Annotated in this window: 17 protein-coding genes; 6 read left to right on the top strand and 11 right to left on the bottom strand. The window is 51.3% G+C overall.

The window, feature by feature from the left end; all coding sequences use genetic code 11:
* Positions 1-40 precede the first annotated feature (40 nt).
* Entirely contained in the window at positions 41-931 is an 891-nt protein-coding gene (uvsE, locus tag ACHZA2_RS02715; RefSeq protein WP_319578439.1) for a UV DNA damage repair endonuclease UvsE, read from the bottom strand.
* 132 nt (positions 932-1,063) lie between these two features.
* Here uvsE and ftsA point away from each other — a divergent pair, with 132 nt between their 5' ends.
* Entirely contained in the window at positions 1,064-2,419 is a 1,356-nt protein-coding gene (gene ftsA / locus ACHZA2_RS02710) for a coenzyme F390 synthetase (RefSeq protein ID WP_319578438.1), read from the top strand.
* Between the two features lie 60 nt (positions 2,420-2,479).
* Here the strand turns inward: ftsA and ACHZA2_RS02705 are convergent, their stop codons facing one another.
* From ACHZA2_RS02705 to ACHZA2_RS02695, 3 genes are all read right to left on the bottom strand, one after another.
* Positions 2,480-4,171 (bottom strand): cache domain-containing protein, encoded by a 1,692-nt coding sequence (locus ACHZA2_RS02705; RefSeq protein ID WP_319578437.1) that lies wholly within the window; start codon positions 4,169-4,171, stop codon positions 2,480-2,482.
* Between the two features lie 84 nt (positions 4,172-4,255).
* Positions 4,256-4,783, bottom strand: a complete 528-nt coding sequence (locus ACHZA2_RS02700; protein WP_319578436.1) for a chemotaxis protein CheW — start codon at positions 4,781-4,783, stop codon at positions 4,256-4,258.
* 13 nt (positions 4,784-4,796) lie between these two features.
* Positions 4,797-6,995, bottom strand: a complete 2,199-nt coding sequence (locus ACHZA2_RS02695; RefSeq protein ID WP_319578435.1) for a methyl-accepting chemotaxis protein — start codon at positions 6,993-6,995, stop codon at positions 4,797-4,799.
* A gap of 194 nt (positions 6,996-7,189) precedes the next feature.
* Here ACHZA2_RS02695 and ACHZA2_RS02690 point away from each other — a divergent pair, with 194 nt between their 5' ends.
* Entirely contained in the window at positions 7,190-10,435 is a 3,246-nt protein-coding gene (locus ACHZA2_RS02690; RefSeq protein ID WP_319578434.1) for a tetratricopeptide repeat protein, read from the top strand.
* Positions 10,436-10,481: 46 nt separating this feature from the next.
* On the opposite strand, the gene ACHZA2_RS02685 is transcribed toward ACHZA2_RS02690, so the two are convergent.
* From ACHZA2_RS02685 to ACHZA2_RS02660, 6 genes are all read right to left on the bottom strand, one after another.
* The gene (locus ACHZA2_RS02685) at positions 10,482-10,889 is read right to left on the bottom strand and encodes a response regulator transcription factor (RefSeq protein ID WP_394698466.1); all 408 of its coding nucleotides are present in this window, start codon (positions 10,887-10,889) and stop codon (positions 10,482-10,484) included.
* Between the two features lie 93 nt (positions 10,890-10,982).
* Positions 10,983-11,486 carry an acetolactate synthase small subunit gene (ilvN, locus tag ACHZA2_RS02680; protein ID WP_319540332.1) on the bottom strand — a complete coding sequence of 168 codons (504 nt, stop codon included), beginning with the start codon at positions 11,484-11,486 and terminating at the stop codon, positions 10,983-10,985.
* On the bottom strand, positions 11,487-13,178 hold the full coding sequence (ilvB, locus tag ACHZA2_RS02675; RefSeq protein ID WP_319578432.1) for a biosynthetic-type acetolactate synthase large subunit: 1,692 nt from the start codon (positions 13,176-13,178) through the stop codon (positions 11,487-11,489). It abuts the gene before it with no gap.
* The gene (locus ACHZA2_RS02670) at positions 13,150-14,664 is read right to left on the bottom strand and encodes a 2-isopropylmalate synthase (protein ID WP_319578431.1); all 1,515 of its coding nucleotides are present in this window, start codon (positions 14,662-14,664) and stop codon (positions 13,150-13,152) included. The genes ilvB and ACHZA2_RS02670 overlap by 29 nt, the downstream gene beginning before the upstream one ends.
* A gap of 158 nt (positions 14,665-14,822) precedes the next feature.
* On the bottom strand, positions 14,823-15,518 hold the full coding sequence (locus ACHZA2_RS02665; protein WP_319578430.1) for a TIGR00266 family protein: 696 nt from the start codon (positions 15,516-15,518) through the stop codon (positions 14,823-14,825).
* Between the two features lie 142 nt (positions 15,519-15,660).
* Complete coding sequence (locus ACHZA2_RS02660) at positions 15,661-16,353, bottom strand: hypothetical protein (RefSeq protein WP_319578429.1); 693 nt, start codon at positions 16,351-16,353, stop codon at positions 15,661-15,663.
* 24 nt (positions 16,354-16,377) lie between these two features.
* Between ACHZA2_RS02660 and ACHZA2_RS02655 the strand changes: the two genes are divergently transcribed.
* Positions 16,378-16,512, top strand: coding sequence for a hypothetical protein (locus ACHZA2_RS02655; RefSeq protein WP_319578428.1), 135 nt, complete (start codon positions 16,378-16,380; stop codon positions 16,510-16,512).
* Positions 16,493-17,488 carry a ketol-acid reductoisomerase gene (gene ilvC, locus ACHZA2_RS02650; RefSeq protein ID WP_319578427.1) on the top strand — a complete coding sequence of 332 codons (996 nt, stop codon included), beginning with the start codon at positions 16,493-16,495 and terminating at the stop codon, positions 17,486-17,488. Before ACHZA2_RS02655 ends, ilvC begins: the two co-directional genes overlap by 20 nt.
* A gap of 34 nt (positions 17,489-17,522) precedes the next feature.
* Here the strand turns inward: ilvC and ACHZA2_RS02645 are convergent, their stop codons facing one another.
* Complete coding sequence (locus ACHZA2_RS02645; RefSeq protein WP_319578426.1) at positions 17,523-18,743, bottom strand: TM1812 family CRISPR-associated protein; 1,221 nt, start codon at positions 18,741-18,743, stop codon at positions 17,523-17,525.
* Positions 18,744-18,829: 86 nt separating this feature from the next.
* Between ACHZA2_RS02645 and ACHZA2_RS02640 the strand changes: the two genes are divergently transcribed.
* Positions 18,830-20,023, top strand: coding sequence for a glycosyltransferase family 4 protein (locus tag ACHZA2_RS02640; protein WP_319578425.1), 1,194 nt, complete (start codon positions 18,830-18,832; stop codon positions 20,021-20,023).
* Between the two features lie 2 nt (positions 20,024-20,025).
* A complete protein-coding gene (locus tag ACHZA2_RS02635) occupies positions 20,026-20,328 on the top strand; it encodes a YunC family protein (RefSeq protein ID WP_319578424.1) in 303 nt (100 codons plus the stop codon).
* The last annotated feature ends 32 nt before the right edge of the window (positions 20,329-20,360 follow it).

The following is a 20,360-nucleotide window of genomic DNA, read 5'->3' as shown; positions in this document are numbered from 1 at the left end:
CGTTGGTATGCCACACTCAGATCTCAGAACTGCACATGAATCAGGAGAACCTGGGATCTGACCCTGCGATTGCTACTGCTTCGATTGCACTCTTCTCCTTGTCCTTTATCTCAAGCATGATATCGATATCAAACGGGCTTGAGACCCTGAGAAAATTTCTGAAATCATCAGGATCTATATGTTCGGTATGGCTCCCTGCACGTTTTTCCGGGTGTTGGGAACTGTAATCAGTCATGGGTATCCCGTCGCTCTGACTCCAGGTTTTACCTGTCATCTTCAGCATCTCCCCGGTATCTTCACCGGAATTCTTGCAGGTATGATGAAAAACATCAAAGAGGATTGGTATACCTGTCTCCTCGTGTATCTTCAGGCAGTCGGCAGCTGTGAACCGCTGATCATCGTTCTCAACCACGAGACGGTTTTGTACGGACGGATCAAGGCTCTTATAGGTGCGGATGAACCTTGCGATGCTCTGCTCTGCCTCACCATAGACACCACCGACATGGAGTTGGATCTTTGCAGTCCTGTCCAGGTTCATGCCATCAAGCAGTTCGGCATGGTACATGAGTTCGTCTATACTCCGCGACACCACCTTTTCATCAGGAGAATTGAGAATGATGAACTGGTCCGGGTGCATCGATATCCGCATTCCCGATTCCCTGATGAAGTGTCCGATCCCTTCCAATTCATCATGAAAGTGTATTTTCCAGGGAAAAGTACAGACCGGATGTGACGCAAAGGGAATTATATCTGATGTTATTCTGAAGAATCTGATTTTATTCTCACAGTTCCACTCAAGGATTCTCTTAAGACAAGTCAGATTCCCTGCAACTGTTGTAATCAGCCTCTCATCTGAATACGATGCCAGCCTGAATGTTCTCCCTGAACTGCATTCTAAACTTCTGTTGATGCAGGGATACCCGATCTTCATAACTCCTTATCCTTCTGGTATGTGCTCTGCCCGGTAATGAATGACATCTTCAGGCCATACTGAAGGTGTAAATATCCTGAAGTATATACACCTCGTCACCACGAAGTGCTACTGGATGAACAGGGGGGAACCATGAACAGTAATCGGTACTACCGTGAGTCTCTTGAAACGATGGATCGGGGGAGCCTGGATGATCTCATCGACGAGCGGATTCATCATACGGTCACATATGCAAACGAACACTCTCCTTTTTACAGAAAATGGTTTAAAACACATCGTATAGATCCCGATACCATTCGCAGCCATGATGATCTCCTCTCACTTCCGATGATCACGGGAGCAGATATCCGTGCCCACCAGCCCCCGAACATGGAGGAGTTTGGGTTTAAGAGTACATCCTGGGAAAAAATCTTCACCATTCATGAGACGAGCGGGACGAGCGGAGTGCCGAAGAGCTACTTCCTGACATGGGATGACTGGAAGCGGTTTGCTGAAAAATATGCACGAATCTTTGTATCACAGGGCATAGGGCCCGGAGACCGGGTTATCGTCTGTGCATCGTACGGGATGAATGTGGGTGCAAACACCATGACTCTCGCAGCCCGCAACATTGGATTTACCATCATCCCGACCGGAAAGTGTACCTTCCCGCTCAGGGTGATTACGAACTATCGTCCCACAGGAATCGTAGGTAGTGTCTTTAAATTTCTCAGGCTTGCCGAGAAGATGAAGGCAGAAGGCATCAGACCTGAAGACTCTGGAATCAAGAGACTTATCATCGGCGGAGAGGCATATGCTGAAGAGTCAAAGGCGTACCTCACCGAATTGTGGGGCTGTGATGTCTTCAACACCTACGGAAGTACAGAAGGCACGATGTGCGGTCAATGTTCTGCCAGACAGGGACTTCATGTTCCCGAAGATCTGGTTCACATGGACATTTACGATGATCAGATGAAGGATTTTGTCAATGATGGTGAATGCGGGCGTATCGTTCTGACAACCCTTCTCCCTGAAGGTGAGTCGTGCGGAACGATCCTGATCAACTATGATACTGAAGACACCACTGTTGTCACTTCCCGTGATACATGTGCCTGCGGGAGAACCCATATGAAGATCTACAGTCCCCAACGTGAAGCAGAAACCTTCTGGGTACAGGGAACACCTCTGAACAGGGTTGATATTGAGCGGGGAGTGTTTCAGAGGGAGAATATGGAGTATCTCTCCGGGGAGTACGAGGCTTTCCTCTATTCCGGTGGTGATGATGAGAAGACAGTGATGCGGGTGAGCATGGAGGCAAAAGACCCGAAACCGTCTGAAACTGACCTGATAACTGAAACCTTCCTGAAATCGTTCTTTGCGGCAAAGCCAGGCATGTTTCAGCATTACAAGGATGGAACACTGTCTGTGACATTCAATATCACACCGCCAGGGGGACTTGAACTCTCAACTCTTCCCGGGCGTCCAAAAAGGCTGGTAGACAGGAGATGATGCAGGTCAGGGTACCTGCCCTGCTCAAATGTGGCCTTGTACTATACCGGCCATCCGGTCTTACTCAATAAGATTCTGTCCGGTGTAGATCCCCGACCCAACGAGCCAGTCATCTCCGACAGGACTGACATAACAGAGTTTCACCTCGTTTTTGCCGGTATCAGGGTTGCCATAGACCACATACACATATCCGCCGCCTCGCTTTGCTGCATTGATCTCCATTCTGATGATCGGGCATCCGAACTGGTCGGTGTAATCTGACCGGTCTGTGCCGATCAGTTCAGGCTGATGGGGGAGAGCGAGGGTAGTCCCGTCATAGCCATACGCAAAGATGTAATCTCCGCCATCAGCATACGTACCGTTTCTGTCATTGAAGTCAGCAACTGCCTGCTCCTTTCCGACATCATCTGCATGAATGGTGGCATTTTTCAGCCTGCTTACAAGGCTGGTGAGATTCTGTTGTGGTATTGATGCGTTGAAGTTTGGAAGATAAACTCCTGATCCAATGAACCAGTTCTCATCTACCGGTTTGATCTGGAAAAGTTTGAGCATTGGGGTGTAATCCTGTGCAGGATTCGGATAGACAAAGTAAAGATACCCGCCACCTTCTCTGGCCAGATCAACCATTGCGGGAAGGATTGCAAATCCGTTTACATCGGTGAGATTCATCCTGTTCTTTCCGATAAACCCTGGCTGGTAAGGCAGTGCACGTGCTGTCCCATCCATATCGTAGGCGAAGATGTATCGATCTCCTGCGACATACGGGCCAGAAAGGTTATTGAATACATTGCAGGCCTCTGTCTGACCTTCTTCTGCTGCAAAATCAGTGGCATTAGCCATGAAGGCATTCAGTGAAGCAATCGAGCTGTTGAGGTCAGGGTTCTCGCTGCCCGGTTTTTCATTTGTCAGGACTGCATCAGGTTGTGACTCGTCAATGTCACCGATAACAACTATTCGCCACTTCTGGTTATCATACTCCAGAGTATCCCAGACCGCCTCTCTCAGCACTGACTTATCCCAGTTCTTATTCCAGAACTGGTACGACGTGACACCTGACTTCTGTGCTGTTATGTTCATTGCAGCCTGGTGGAGAGTTGGATCAGAATACAGGGGATCAGTCAGGGCATCCCTGCCAATCTCTTCTTCATTGCTCTCGTACACGATCTGTCCGTTGGGCTGGACGATCATGATATCATACCTCTTCTGCTCGACGAGAGGAATGATGTACTGCCTCAGGAACTCTTCTGGTCTGAAGGTGACATCGGTATAACCCAGGTACTCATTCTCTGACGAGAAGATCGGATAACTGAACGAAACACCATAAAATCCCTCTTTGAGAAGGAAGATGTCACTCAGTACTGGTTCCTTCTTTGCATGTGCGGTTGTAACTGCAGAATCGTTGAGATAGACGCCAACAAGGTTCTGGTACTCTGCCGGTGCAGCTGCCGTCACAAGTCCTGAAGGCTCTATTACAAGTGAGGAGTGGGCAAATGGAATTGAAGCAACCTTCTTGTTCAGGACTGCGGTAGCATTCTCGCCTGCACGTGTGCCGCTTGAGAGTGCCATTGAACTCTTCTCGTTCTCATGTTCGACCACCATAAGGCCTGTTGTTATCTCATCAGATACTCTTCCGATGAGATCCATCATATCCTGGTGTCTGGAGTCATTGTCCGTATCAGTCTGCTCTGCATATGCATGCGAGAACAGAGTGATACCGATCACAAAACAAAGGAAGATCAGAGCCCTTCTCATATAACTCACTGGATGACTGTGATATATGAATCCAGCGAATTCATCCTGTACAAATAACAGTGCCGCTCTTCAAAAAAGATGAGATTACTGGCTGATTCCACCGGCCTGCTTGATGAGCCCGCAGATATCTATCCAGATCACAAGTTCCTTCTTGCTCTCTCCCCGCTCTCCGACCTCTTTCTTGATGACACCAAGAATGTATGACTCGTCACCTGCCCCGTGAGAGTTCTGGTCGATATCAGCAACCGCGACCGTGAGCACGGAAGTGACTTCGTCGACAACAACTCCGGTCTTCCCGTCTGTTACCGACTCATCGAGCACAATGAACCTGAGGTCTTCGCTGTTGTTGTCGCCCGCCTTCTTTATTCTGAGCAGGTGGCGGAGATCAACGATGGTTGTGATCTCTCCCCGCAGATCGATGATACCCCTGATATATGATGATGCATGTGGAAGGGGTGTTATCTTACTCGCTTCTACAATCTCCCTGACATCAAAGAGATTGACTGCGAACTTATCCTCTCCGATAAGAAATTCAACAACCTGTACCTCATCGTTCCCGGCCGCTGCCCCGATTCCGCCGGAACTGTCCTGTTGACTTGCTGCTATGGCCATTTCTCCTCACCCGTTAGACCTGAAACCGTGCTAATTCCCTGGCTACCTGTTCGATATTGGTTGACACTTCTGTTATTACCTTTTCTATCTGGGCGATGGATGATGATGCCTCCTCGGTTGCTGCTGCAGAGTCTACCGCCTGCCTGGTCGTCTCCTGGAGCAGGTTTGCAAGTTCGCTGATGCTGGCGGTGATCTCCTCGACTGACGCAGCCTGTTCCTCTGAAGTTGCGGCTACCCCGGTTACATTTGTCGAGATGTCCCCTACCGACTCGGCGATGATCCTGAATGCGTTCAGCGTCTCTGCGAGAGCTGCATCTCCTTCCTTGACAATGGCTCCGGCCTCTGAAACTGCCAGGGCGGCCTGAACTGACTTGTCCTGCAGGGATCTGATCATGTCCGCGATATTCTCTGCTGATCTCCGTGAGTCCTGGGCCAGTGACTTGACCTCTGCTGCAACTACAGCAAATCCTCGTCCTGCCTCACCTGCACGTGCAGCCTCGATTGCTGCATTGAGGGCAAGGAGGTTTGTCTGGTTCGCGATATCGGTGATGACATTCACGATCTTGCCGATCTGGTCCATCTGTGACTTGATGTCCTGAACTATCAGATCAACCTGGCCTGAGTTCTTTGATATCCCTACCATCACCTCCTCAGCCTTCTTTGCCAGTTCAACTCCGAGCTGGCTCTTCTCATCGGCATCGGTTGCAAGTCTCGCAACCGACTCGCTCCGCACAGCAATGTCTGATACCGTCCTGTTCAGATCATCCATGGCGTTCAGGATCTGCTTTACCCCGTCCTCACCCTGCTCTGCGTTATGCCCAACGATATTCGAACTCTCAGCAAGGACATGTGTTCCATTTGAGACCTCCTTTGCACTAGCCGCAAGTTCTTCTGTTGCGGCAGATATCTCGCCGACCTTTTTGCCAAAGACCTCGAACGGTGTGACAAGGGTATCGAGCACCTGGTTGATACCTTTGGCTATCTCAAAGTAGTCACCGGTATACTGATCCTGGTGGGTTCTGACTGTGAGATCTCCCTTTTCGGCAGCGAGGGCAACCTGGATTATCTCGTCGATCGCATGTTTCTGGTTTGTAACATCGTTATATACGGTCAGAACGTTGTATACCGTGCCCTCCTCATCAATGAGGGGAATGTTGTACCGCTCAACACTCTTCTCACCTGCAGGGAACCGGATTGTGGCATCCCCTTTGCTCGGCTTTTTTGTTCTGAAGGTGTCTGCGACGCTCTCCCCCGACTGCTTCACGTAGTTGAAGTCCTTTATTGTGATCTTTCCGATATCGCTCTTCTGAAAACCCATCAGATGGAATGCAGCCGGATTCATCTCCACTACCTTCAGTTCAGGGTTCCAGAGGATGAATGGGAATGGATTATCATCTATGATAGATGCAGACCGGCGTTGCAGGATCAGGTTCTCGTGTGCCTGTCTGTGCTCCTCTGTTACATCAATGTAGACACCAAAGGCGGATGTCACGTTCCCTCTCTCATCAATGAGTGGTATCGTGTTTCCGACCAGCTCTTTTCTGCCGCTTGGGAAATCCATTACCAGTTCGCATTTACATCTCTTCTTCTCCTGTATTGCAGCCTTGGATCCCTGCCCAACCATGCTGAGGATCTTCATATCAGATACTTTCATATTGAGTAACTGCTCTTTGGAGTATCCGGAGAGTTCACAAAATGCGATATTTGCCTGTTGGATCTCAAATGAGGGATTGAAATGGAGGATCGGAAGCGGGTTCTGATCAATTATTGAATCAGCCTGCTGCTGGAGTTTTTTGATCTCGGTGATGTCATTATACACCGAGAGTATCTTATCGATATTACCCGTGTTGTCAAGGATAGGTATTGTATGCCTGACCCAGGTGACGATCCCTGAAGGAAACTGGAAGGTTGCCTCGCCGACCTTTGGTGTTCTGTCTTTTACGGTCTCTGCAAGTCCCTCCCCCTTTTTGTCAAGATATACAAAGTCGTGCAGGGTAGCAGACATGCTCTTCTCTCTGCTCCATCCTGTGGCCTTGATGAAGGCATCGTTCACACCAACGACTTTCAGATCCCTGCTCCAAATGAGGATCGGATTTGGATTCTGCGTGAAGATAAAATCAGACTCTCTCTGATGAGACCTGAGTTCCTCAATCTCCTGCTTCATCCTCTCCATCTCACCTCTCTGCCCGGTATCACTTATTGATTCAGTCATCTCATATCCCCCTATACCTGTTAGCTACTATCCTCTCCTGATAGATGTAATACCTTACGGTTCTTCACCCCGGAGTGATGATGCCTCTCCTACCCGTAATGCTTTTCTGATCTGCTGGATTATTATCAACAGGAATAATTCAGACACTATTCTACTGGAAGAACTGTCACTATAATATCCCCAGGGTGCCCTTCATGTCAAAATATTCAGATCCTCAGGACCATACCCAGAAATGGCTTGTAATGGGGGCATCCTTTCTCAAGAAAGAGCAGCTTGACAAGGCGTTTTATGCGTTCAAGGAAGGACTCCGTAGCGATCCTGAAAATGCCGAGCTCTGGTATCAGATAGGGATCGTTCTCTCAAAACAGGAACGGCATCGTGATGCCATCAAGATGTTCCGCAATGCCCTCAAGTATGCTCCTGGAAATAACAACGCCCAGCTCCAGATCGGTATCGCATACCACGAAGTCGGAATGTACAAAGAGGCTATCGGGGTTTTTAACCGGCTGATTGAGAACCAGCCCTCGATCTGCCTCGCATGGATGTACCGTGGTTCATGCCTTGTCTCAAAGGAGCAGTACAAGGAAGCCCTGACAGATCTTGAGGAGGCGACAGACTGTGGTCTCAGTCAGGTTGAGATCTGGGTGCTGAAAGGATACTGCTACGAACAGCTCGGCGATCATCAGGAGGCAATAGATGCGTACCAGATCGGATGTGAGATCGCTCCTGATGATCCGATGCCCTATTTCGGTCAGGCCGGAGCCCTGAGCCATATCGGTGAGACCGAACAGGCAGTGGAGGCCCTGTTTGAGGCTGTGAAGAAAGACCCCGAGTTTGCAGATGCCTGGAACCTGCTTGGTGATCTTCATGCAGATATGGGGGATCTGGAGATGGCTACCAGTGCGTACCAGCAGGTGCTCAAACTGCAGCCCTGGAATTTTGAGGTCAGGTACACTCACTCGCTCCTGAAGGCAGAACTGTCAGGAGATACCGACGGTGTTACCGACATCCTGAACCAGATCATTCATGAAGGGCAGGAGACACCAGGGTACTATAACGCTCATGGTCTGGCACTTCTTCATCTCAAAAAGTACGAGGCTGCTATCCAGGCGTTCGATCATGCCATCATGCTCGACCAGAACAACCCGTCGTACTGGCATAACCATGGTGCCGCACGTTTTAAGTTACGTCATTACAACGATGCAATAAAATCATTTCAGCATGCCCTCAAACTCAATCCCGGCAATGTCAACTCCTGGATTGGGCTTGGGATGGTTGCAACCCGCCAGTATGACTACTCGCGTGCGATAAGTGCATTCAACCAGGCAACCCGGAGAAATCCGAAGAAACCCAATGTATGGGTCCTCCTTGGAGATGCGCAGTACGAACGGGGAGACTGTCGTGAAGCAGTAACATCATACGAGAAAGCGCTCGATCTTGATCCTGATAACACTACTGCCTGGAACCAGCGTGGAATGGCGCTCCGCTCACTTGGCAGCCATGATGATGCGTTGAAGTCGTTCGAACATGCAACCACCCAGAAGACCGACCGGCCTGACACATGGGTGAATCATGCGGTGACCTGCTTTGAGCTGGGTGAGTATCCTGGAACGATCGCGTCATTTGAGAAGGCCTGCAAGATAGGCCCGATACCTGTTGACAGTTGGAAAGTATACCTCAACGCTCTTGCGTATCAGAACGAACACCAGAAACTCATCAGGGTTGCTGAACGGTTCATCGAGCGGTTCGGAGGCGATGACGAGGTCTTCTTCCTGCTTGGTGTCTCCCTGTACAAAATCGGGCTGTACGATGGTGCAGTTGTAAAACTGGAAGAGGCCATCTCCAGGGAGAAGAGCAATGTCGAGGCTGTGTACTGGTATGGTCTCACGCTTCTGGCACTGAAACGGTATGCTGATGCCATCACTACCTTTGAGCAGGTTGAGGATAGTCAGCCTGATGATTACCAGGCCTGGTTCTCACATGCAAAAGCACTGGTAGCAATGGAGGAGTACCAGAAGGCTGAGTTCATCCTGAAGCACTCTATCCAGATATCAAACTCCGAAACCGACTCCTGGATGCTTCTTGCACAGATTCAGATCTCACAGAACCAGTCGCCTGATGCGATCCAGTCGCTCAACCACGCTCTTGAGATCGATCCTGCAAACCAGGATGCACTGGTCAGGAAAGCTGAACTACAGGTGAAGATCGGCTCATTCAAGGGTGCCTGCCAGACGTACGAAAAGGTGGTTGACCCTGCGGCAGGGAGTTATGATGTGCTGTATGGGTATGCAACAGCCCTATTCCAGACCGGCCAGGTGAAGGAGGCACACGGAAAGGTTCAACGCCTTCTTGAAAAGTATGAGAAGAATGCAGATCTCTGGATCCTGAAGGCCGAGATTGAGCAGTCACTGCGCCTGTTTGAGGATGCCTCACTCTCATTGCTTGAAGCCTCCAGGTATGCTCCCGATGACAACAAGATACCGGGTATCCTCGGAGTGACACTCTTTGAGGCTGGGAAATATAAAGAAGCCATCAGGTTCCTTGAGAAGGCCCTCATCAGGGATACCGGCAATGGCGAACTCTGGCGAAGAAAGGCAGCAGCCCTTGAGATTCTTCGCAATTACAGCCAGGCTGCAGAGGCATACCAGCAGGCTGCCCTTCATCTCCCTGATGATCCGGTGATGATAAAAAAGCAGGGCGTCACACTCTATGCGGCCGGGAAGTGCGAGAAGGCGGTTGCAAGTTTTAATCAATATCTGGATCTCACCCCTGATGATTCAGAGATCTGGGCGATGAAGGGCAAGGCACTCTATCGTCTTGGTGAGTATGAACGCTCTGCTGAAGCCTTCGGTCATATCGGGGAGAAGAACCGTGACCCTTCGATCCTTCTCAGGTACGCACGCAGTCTCTGCGCAGCAGGAAAATACGAAGAGTCACTCAGGCCCCTTGGTCTCGTGCTTGAGCAGCGGCCGGACGATCCCGAGGCCTGGCGTCTGAAGGCTGATGCCGAGACGGCCTGTGGAAGGCAGGATGAGGCGGCCCGTGCTGTTGTTGAGGCCCTGAAACAGTTTCCAGAAGATCCGAAACTGCTCTTCTCTCATACAAAATCCCTCTATGAGAGCGGGGCATATGATGAAGCCCTGCAGGCAGTGGAGAAGATCATCGAGATTGCTCCCGATCTCCCTGAACCCTGGGCACTTCATGCCGAGCTCTTCTGGCTGACTGGTCAGCACGAGGCCGCTGTTACCGCGTACGACCGGGTGCTTGCAGAAGATGACGAGAATGCCAGGGCCTGGTTTTTGAAAGGGGATGCCCTCCAGAATCTGGGACGGTTTGAAGAGGCTGCAATTGCCCATGAGCGGGCGTTCGCCCTTGGCGGGGACAACACGGTTGGACTGATGATCTCAAGAAAGATGCGGTACCTGCAACAGAAGAAGTAGAGTAGAGCCGAATAAAGGCGGATGACTCGTTGTTCAGGAATATGTATCAGACAGGGGGCTTCCCTGCTGCGATATGGCCTTTCAGGTTCTTGAGAACCGTATCCCGATCATACGGCTTGACAATGTACCCTGTTGCGCCGACCCGAAGGGCAAGGGCTACAACCTGTTCAAGCCCGGCTGCAGAGCACATGATGACCGGGATATCCGGGAACTCTTTTTTAAACTCTCTGAGCGTTTCAATCCCGTTCATATCCGGCATGACAAGATCCAGCATGATAAGGTCAGGTCTGTGTTCGCGGCAGAGTTTGATACCCTCCGGCCCCATCCCGGCTGCAATAGTATCATACCCTTCGCTCTTCAGGATCTCTGCCATGTTGCTTTGGTCTTCTGGATTATCGTCGATGATTAATACGGTAGGCATATCTTCTCTTCCCCCCGGCTGAGCGTCAGCCATGCCCTGGTATATACCTGTTATGACTGACTTGAATATCAATCTACGGAAAAACGGGATGAGAAACCAGGAGGGAAAAAAGAGATCCTGTTTCAGTTACCTGCCGGAACAGGCGGTGCCTGCACCCCTCTGGAGTGCAATCTTGCCTGTTCTGACCATCTCAAGGATTCCGTACGGGCTCATAAGGTCCTCGATTGCCGCGATCTTGCTTGAGTCCCCGGTCACCTCGATCATCAGTGAATCGGTCCCGACATCGATGATCTTTGCCCTGAATATTCCTGCAATCTGCATGATCGCAGATCTGACCTCACCAGGTTCTGCCCTGACTTTGATGAGGGCAAGCTCCCGCTCCACATGCTCTGAATTGGTGATATCCAGAACCCTGATGACCTCGATCAGTTTGTTGAGCTGTTTTTTCACCTGCTCGATCTGGACATCGTTTCCTGATACAACGATGGTGATCCTGCTGGTATCAGGCTGTTCGCAGGTCCCGACGGCCAGGCTCTCAATGTTAAAGCCCCGGCGTGAGAAGAGGCCGGTTACCCTTGAGAGAACCCCCGGGCTGTCCTCGACCATGACACTGAAGATATGGCGGTTCATCTACTCCTCCTCGTGTTCGGTGTGGTGGCCGACGATCATCTCACTGATGGCTGCCCCTGCCGGGACCATCGGGAAGACGTTCTCTTCACGCTCGACCCTGAAATCAAGAAGGTACGGGCCCTTGTGGTCAAGAGCACGTTTCAGTGCAGGCTCGACGTCCGCGATACTTCTCACGGTGTCTGCCCCGATGCCATATGCTTTTGCGATCTGCTCAAACTGCACTTCAGGCAGTTCCGTGTACGAGTATCGCCGCTCGTAGAAGAGCTCCTGCCACTGCCTGACCATCCCGAGGAACTGGTTGTTCAGGATCACGATCTTCACCGGGATCTGGTACTGGGCAATGGTCCCTAGTTCCTGGATGTTCATCTGGAAACTTCCGTCTCCCGCGATGACCACTACGGGTTCGTCAGGTGTTGCAACCTGGGCACCCATGGCTGCGGGAAATCCGAACCCCATCGTCCCGAGTCCTCCGGAAGTGACCCACTGTCTCGGGCGTGAGAACTGGTAGTACTGGGCAGTCCACATCTGGTTCTGCCCGACCTCACTGACAATGACTCCTTTTCCTTCAAGGATCTCTGCGAGTTTTCTGATCACGAACTGTGGGCGCAGTTTTCCGTCCTCTTTGAACCTGAGCGGGTGATTCTTCTTCCAGGCCTGCACCTTCTCTGACCATTCAGGATGAGAACAGGCTCCCGGGATCTTCTTCAGAAGATCGGTGAGGATACTCTTTGCATCCCCGACGATCGGGACATCCACAGTCTTGTTCTTCCCGATCTCTGCAGGGTCGATGTCCATGTGAATGATCTTTGCATGTGGTGCAAAGGTGGCCAGATTCCCGGTCACCCGGTCGTCAAACCTGACACCTATTGAAAAGAGCAGGTCTGACTCGGTGATCGCGTAGTTTGCATACTCGGTTCCGTGCATCCCGAGCATGCCAAGGTTGAGCGGGTGATCTGCAGGTATACACCCGAGACCCATCAGGGTGGTTGTCACCGGCATGCAGGTCCGTTCTGCAAACTCGACCAGTTCCTTTGATGCTTCTGAAGAGATGATCCCTCCTCCTGCGTAGATGATGGGCCGCTTCGCTGCCTCGATGAGCTCGACAGCCTTCTGGATCTGTTTCCCGTGGCCGTGGTATGTCGGCTTGTAGCCCCTGAGTTTTATCTGCTGGTCTGGCCCGTCCTCATCAGGGATCTTTGTCGTGCTGACATCCTTCGGGATGTCGATGAGGACCGGACCTTTCCTGCCGGTATTTGCGATATAGAACGCTTCCCTGATGATCCGCTTGAGATCTTTGATATCCTGGACGAGGAAGTTATGTTTTGTCACCGGCATGGTGATCCCGGTGATGTCTGACTCCTGGAATGCGTCATTTCCAAGGAGTACAGTTGGGACCTGCCCGGTAAGAGCCACAACCGGGATAGAGTCCATGTAGGCGGTTGCAAGTCCGGTCACAAGGTTACAGGCCCCAGGCCCTGATGTTGCCAGACAGACTCCGACCTTTCCACTTGCACGGGCATATCCGTCAGCAGCATGGATGGCTGCCTGCTCGTGCCTTACCAGAATATGCCTGATGTCAGAGTCATAGAGTTCATCATATATCGGGAGAACAACGCCGCCCGGATACCCGAAGATGACATCTACTCCCTGCTCTTTCAGTCCTTCAATCAGTATCTGTGCGCCGCTTTTCATCTAACTCCCTCAACAGACGGTTCATTCCCGTCACAACCGCTTCAACGCTCGCCTGGATGATATCGGTTCTGGCGCCGCGTGAAGTGATGGTTCTTCCATCTTTTCTCAGTTTTACTGTTACATCAACCATAGCATCGGTTCCACCGGTGATCGCCTCGACATGATACTCGTCGAGCCTGATATCGCCGGCACTTGCGACCGACTGCTGCAGAACCCTGAGTGCTGCATCCACCGGACCGTCACCGGTTGCTGCACCCGTCACCTCTTCGCCGTTCACTTCCATCGTGACCGAGGCTGTCGGAAGGATGCTCGTTCCACTCACCACAGTAAACTGCTTGACACTGATGATCGGCTTGCACTCAAGGAGCATCACAGCATCAGCGATAGCCATCACGTCGGTATCACTCACCCGGCGTCCCTCATCACCGAGTGCCTTGACCCGTTTTACGATCTCTTCGAGCTGGCGTGGGTTCGGACTATACCCGAGCTCGGTCAGTGCAGCCTTTACTGATGCAGACCCTGAATGCTTCCCGAGGACAATTCTTCGCTGCCGTCCTACCAACTCGGGGGTTATGGGCTCGTATGTCCGCGAATCACGGAAGAGTCCATGAGCATGAATCCCACTCTCGTGGGTGAATGCCATGGTTCCGACTATCGGTTTATTTGTTGCGAACGGCACACCGGTCAGCCTGGAGACGAGGGTTGAGAGCGGGTAGATCTTCTTTGTGTCTATCCCGGTCTTGTACCCGTATAACGTCTCAAGAGACATGACAACCTCCTCAAATGGTGTGTTACCAGCCCGCTCACCAAGACCGTTTACCGTGACATGGGTACAGCTTGCCCCTGCTTTCAGGGCCGAGAGGGTTGATGCAAGTGCCAGTCCGAGATCGTTGTGGCAATGAATACTGAGCGGAGCCATGCAAAGGGGCGGGATGATCTCAGTAGCCCTTTCGGGAGTAAGTACACCGACCGTATCACAGAAGCAGAGCCTGTCTGCTCCGTTTGCAACTCCGTCACGGTACAGCATCGCAAGATACTCCTGATCTGCCCGTGATGCATCCTCTCCTGAAAGTTCCACGATGAGGCCGCGTTCTTTTGCATACACAACAGCACTCATCGCCATTGCGTGGACCTCTTCGCGGGTCTTCTGCATCTTCTTTGATATATGCAGATCAGAGACCGGGACCACCAGGTGGACCGAGTCAGCCCCTGCATCTGCCGCACAGTCAATATCCTGGTTTAATGCCCTGACATATGTGCAGCATTCTGCAGAAAGACCGGCATCTGCGATCAGCCGGATTGCTTCTCTCTCGCCTTCAGATGCAACAGCTGACCCTGCCTCGATAACATCTACTCCGATGTCAGAAAGAGCAGCAGCAATCTCAAGTTTTTGTGCCGGGGTCAGCGATACTCCGGGTGTTTGTTCACCATCACGGAGCGTTGTGTCGAAAAAGCGTAACCGTCTATTGCCCAATAAAACACTCACTCATAGGATATTGCTCCCATGAGTAGGTGGGGTCTTTTCTGCTAAAAAGATTGTGCAGAAAAGATCGTATTATATTATATTGTGGTTCGATCTTTATTCTTCTGCGGTGCTATATTTGCACTCATACATGAGCGAGCGCACCAGACTCCGATGGATCGTTATCGAGCAGTAGTCTGGATCCGTGGTTCGATGAGTTTCCAGATCCAGTCAGCCAGTTCCCTGATGTTCTTTGTCTGGATATAGACCTCTCCCGGGCCGGTGATGTCGGTCACCAGGAATTCACCTGACAGGAATGTCTCTTTCCAGCCGCCGAACTTTGTCACCTGGTACGAACAGGTGTCATTGAATGCAACAAGATGGAAGTTGTCTACGACGAGGTGCTCTCCGGGAGCCAGCACATGTTTGTCTATCGCTCCGAATGTGTTGATAAAAAGCATGCCCTGTCCTGATACCTTGATCATGAAGAGACCCTGGCCGAAGACACCCTTGGTGAAACCCTGCCATTCCACATCAAGATTGACTCCCTGTTCTGAAGCGATATATGCGGTCTTCTGGATGATGAAACCCTTGTCAGGTCGTATCTCCATGACCTCTACATCTCCGAGCGGTGCTGCCGAAAATCCCGCCTCACCAGGACCTGAAGTTGCAGTGAACTCGTTGACAAAGAAGGACTGCCCACCGAGAAGTGTCATCCCGATCGTGGAGAGAAGGCCCTGTTTCCGTTTCCTGGTATGAACCTCGATCGACGGCTGCATGTAGGTCATTGCCCCTGCTTCTGCAACGATGGACTCTCCAGGCTGGAGGGTTACAACCAGGTATCCGTAACTTGGGCGGTATTTGATCTCGTACTTCATTGTTTGCTCCGTGATAATGATAGTACTTCGGGGATGAAAGAGTTGCTGAACCGTGGGTCCCCTGTTTCGCCGAAAAAAGTAATGAGGTCCGGAGAACCGGATCTTATCGTGGAATGGGGCTGGCCTTATTTTTTAATTCTTATTAGGAACATGGATACACGACAGTGACGACCGAGTCGTCATCTCCGGCAAGGGCTGTATCATTCTGGTTATCATTGTCGGCAGTCTTCAGGCTGTTGTTATCGGTCTGACTCTGGTTTGCCCTGGTCGTGTCAAGGAAATCAGATTGTGATGCCCGGGTTTTCTTATGATAAGCATTAATTGCGTTCCAGTCTCCTGCCCTGATGAGTTCACCTATTGAGGGCTCAGGTGTCAGATTTTTACTCTCCATGCTTGTTGAACTATTGGTGAAATTATCTGCAACCGCTGAAGTGTTGGTCTGGTTACTCTCTGTTGCGTTCATTTTCGTTGTATTCTGTTGTACCTGAACCTGGGAAGCAGCCTTTATCGGTGTCACGGTCGGGAGTGGTGTCATAACCCTTGGGGTTGAACTCGTCGCAGAGATGTTGCCTGCAATAAGCCCTGAATAATGAGGGTTTGCACCCATTCGTGCGCCTTCGGAAACACCGAAGTCACCGTAATCACCGAATCCTGCCCCTGCCCCCCCGGCAAGAACAGAAGGTGCGGGAAGAATAATGAGAAGGAAGCACAGGAAAAATCCTGTGGCAAACGAAGGCCTGACATCCATATGCTCAGGTGAATCCTCACCAGTGATAACCCTGTTGAGCTGAATCTCCTGAAACAAAAGATCTCCTGAAGGGAAGACAAGGGACATCGTGCCGTGCACCAGGTGATGCGCGTGACTGCACCACGAAGGGATAATCATCTGCACCACCGTCTGATATCGCTGGATGGAAGGAAAAGTGATATCTCTTCCTTCCCAATGGGTTATCAGGAGAACGCAGAGGTCATCTATGATCCAGAAGTACTATGATAACGATGTCGATCCGGCTGCAATCGCCAAGAAGACGATTGCAGTGATCGGATACGGCTCTCAGGGGAGAGGACAGGCACTGAATCTGAAAGACAGTGGTCTGAACGTGATCATTGGTCTGCGCCCGGGAAAGAGCTGGGACCTTGCAAAGAGCGAGGGTTTTGAGGTCTTCGAGGTTGCAGAGGCAGCAAAGAAGGCTGATGTTATTCAGATTCTTATCCCTGACGAAAATCAGGCAGCGGTGTACCGCTCCTTTATCGGGCCCAACCTTACCAAGGGCAAGGTCCTCATGTTCTCCCATGGATTCAACATCCACTACGGGCAGATCGTTCCGCCAGCTGATGTTGATGTTGTGATGGTCGCACCAAAAGGACCTGGTCACATGGTCAGACGGACCTATACCGAAGGTATGGGTGTTCCGGCCCTGATCGCCATCCACCAGGATGTGTCAGGCAGTGCCCGCAAGGTTGCCCTCGCATATGCACAGGGCATCGGTGCCACCAGGGCAGTAGTCCTTGAGACCAACTTCCGTGAAGAGACCGAGACCGATCTCTTTGGAGAGCAGGCTGTTCTCTGTGGTGGTATCACGTCCCTTATCAGGGCAGGATTTGAGACCCTCGTTGAAGCCGGATATGCCCCCGAGATGGCATATCTTGAGGTTCTTCATGAGACCAAGCTCATCGTCGATCTCATCTACGAAGGCGGGTTTACCAAGATGCGCAGTGCAATCTCCAACACAGCCCAGTATGGTGACCTGACCCGGGGACCACGTGTCATTGGACAAGAGTCATACATGGCAATGCAGGAGGTTCTTGAAGAGATCCAGAACGGAACTTTTGCCAAGGAATGGATCCTTGAGAATATGGTCAACCGCCCTACTTTCACAGCCCTCACCCGGGCAGATGAAGAACATCTGATCGAAGAGGTCGGTTCCGAGATCAGGGCAATGATGCCACAGTTCAAGAATAAGAGATAATCAATCTTCGAATCCTTTTTTTCCACCTGATGAATCAGGTTGGTGTTGTGATACCTGCATGCTCAGCAAAGGCGATCAGTTCACCAGGTATTGATCCGGTCCGTTGGAGAAGTGTTCGCAGGCTTTCATTTCTGCGGTTCATACCGCAGTGAGCGAGATCGTTTCTGAGATCAGATACACGCTCCCAGATCCTGACCATCTCTTTCCAGTCCGGTACATCAAGGAGGAGATGGGTGTATGGTGTTGTCTCGGCAGATATCCCCTGGAGAGTCAGCGCAAGACCGGTCAGGGTCCGGGAGACTGTATGCCTGCTGTCTACATCAAGCCATGACTCATCAACTCCAATCACCAGCATAGAGACAGAGATGAGCCACTCACGGGAGAGAGAGACCCCCTGCATCTCCAGGCCCTGATCGATCTGGTACCTGATCAGTCTGTGCTGCAGAAAGAGATACTCACGACTGAGTTCTTCAGGGGTTGGGAGTGCTGCCATCTCCCCGGTCTCCTCAAGTTCTTCCAGGACCGGGAGGAGTGCTGGAGCAAACCTGGCTATCTCATCCCTGACTACTGGAAGATCGCGGGATATTCCCCATGCAGCATACATGGCATCAACCGGTCTTGAGAGCCTGACCGCCCTGGTGAAGGTTCCAAGCAGATGCGACCAGCCTGTCAGGTGTGTGGGTGGCTCTGGTTCCATCCCGGCTTTGTGGATACTTCCCTGCAAGCCGGTGAACAGAGATCCGATTTGGACCGCGTCAGTATGTGACATAAGGGCTCTCACCCCGGAGATCCAGTCAATTACCTGCAGGATGGGCTGAAGGTTTACGATATGTCTGAAACCATACTCGTCCGGCTGAGTTGCATACACAACCCCGATGACCTTCACCCTCCTGACCTCCTTCATCCATGTTGCAGCTAGAGAGATGATGAACGGAAGACTCCGGTGTCCATCAGTGACGTCAAAGAGGATCTCCTCTCCTTCTTCTGCTACACCGGCAAGAAGGGTGAAGGTCTCCCATAGTTCATCCTCATTCGTTCCTTCAGGAAGCCAGAGTTTTCTGACTACCAGTCCCCGGGATTCACATGCTGCTGCTATCTGTGCACTTCGGGGGTCTCGTATGCAGAGGACCATCTCATCAGGATGCCAGAAGTTCCAGATTGCTTCCTGGACTAAATCAGTAACATGACACTGTTCATCACGGCAGAACCTTGATGATTCAGGTCTTTCAGGATTGATACATGAGATACATCTCATCGGCTCTTGATCTTCATATACCGGGAGGGATAAATTCTGATCGGAACTGATCCTGGAGTGCCGACGGTGGCATCCGGAGTCTTCTGATGAAGATAGGCTATATCTATGATGTTATCTATCCCGAGAACATCGGCGGGGTGGAGAAACGAATTCATGAGATCGGTGTACGACTTGCCTCCCGGGGCCATGAGGTCCACCTGTACGGAATGAAATACTGGACCGGGCCTGACATTCTTGAACGTGACGGGATGGTGATTCATGGTGTCTGCCCTGCAATGGGGCTCTACACCGAGGGTCGAAGGTCTATCCTGCAGGCAGTCCGCTATACTCTGGGACTGATACCTCATCTCCTCAAGTCTGACATGGAAATTTTTGACTGCCAGAATTTTCCTTACTTTCCTGCGATCCTCCTTTCGCTCTTCTGCATGGTAAAGAACCGTTGTCTTGTTATTACCTGGCACGAGTTCTGGGGACGGTACTGGTTTTCATACCTTGGGATCAGCGGATTAGCAGGGCTTCTCATTGAATGGACAGCCCTTCATTTGAGTCCGCGGATCATCTCTGTCTCACCCCTGACGTCTGCTCAGATAAGGACGGCCGGTTACCCCGGTGATGTAGCCCTTGTTCCGAATGGCATTGACGTTGGAGCAATATCTACGGTTCCTCCGGCAGAAAAGGGGTCAGACCTGATATTTGTGGGCCGGTTTATTCCGGAAAAACATCCAGAACTTGTTGTCGATGCGGTGAGGTTACTTGTTGCAGATTATCCTGCTCTGCATGCCATCATCATTGGAGACGGCCCTGACTTTGACCTGATCCGTGATCGCATCGCACAGCATAATCTCGGTGGCAACATCACGCTGACAGGGTTTGTCACCAATCACGAGGAGGTTATGGGTCTGATGAAGTCGTCAAAGGTGTTTGTCCTTCCAAGTGAAAGGGAGGGTTTTGGCATTGCAGCCCTGGAGGCCATGGCATGCGGACTCTCCCTGGTCACCGTGGATCATCCCCGCAATGCTGCATCAGCCCATGTTCTTCCAGGTTCCGGATACCTCGCTACCATGACTGCGGACGATATCGCCGCAGGAATCAGAACCTGTCTTGAGAACCGGCCGGACCCTGTGGTTCTTGCCCACTATGCCGCATCACACGACTGGGACCAGATAACCCGTGACCTTGAGCAGTACTACCGGACGCTGGTAACCGACGTATGCCAGGAACAGATGCCTGATCGGCGGTGTTCAGCCATCTTTGATATATTCAGGAGGGCTGAAATATAGGTATGGCATCTGAATCGTTCTCTCTGGGAGGAAAGACCTTTATGGGACATGTCATCCCCATCGGCCCGGTGAATCTCGTATTTGCAATGGGGGAGAAAGGACTGGTTGGTTGTGGAGCGGTTGATGTATTAGCACTGGATAAGTTTCATCTTCCTGCTGCCAAGGTACGGCCGGTCGGCACATCATCTGTCAGTACCATCGATGAGCTCGTCTCCGGTGAGATCGTTTCAGTGAATCAGGCAGGAACCGCTCTTGGTATTACAATAGGTATGAACGGGAAGGATGCCCTGCTCCGGTTAGCATAACCAGATCTTTTGTCTAATATTTTCTGATAGTG

This window comes from uncultured Methanospirillum sp. (genome assembly GCF_963668415.2).
In the GTDB taxonomy this organism is placed as follows: domain Archaea; phylum Halobacteriota; class Methanomicrobia; order Methanomicrobiales; family Methanospirillaceae; genus Methanospirillum.
This window is presented reverse-complemented; position numbering and strand designations above follow the sequence as displayed.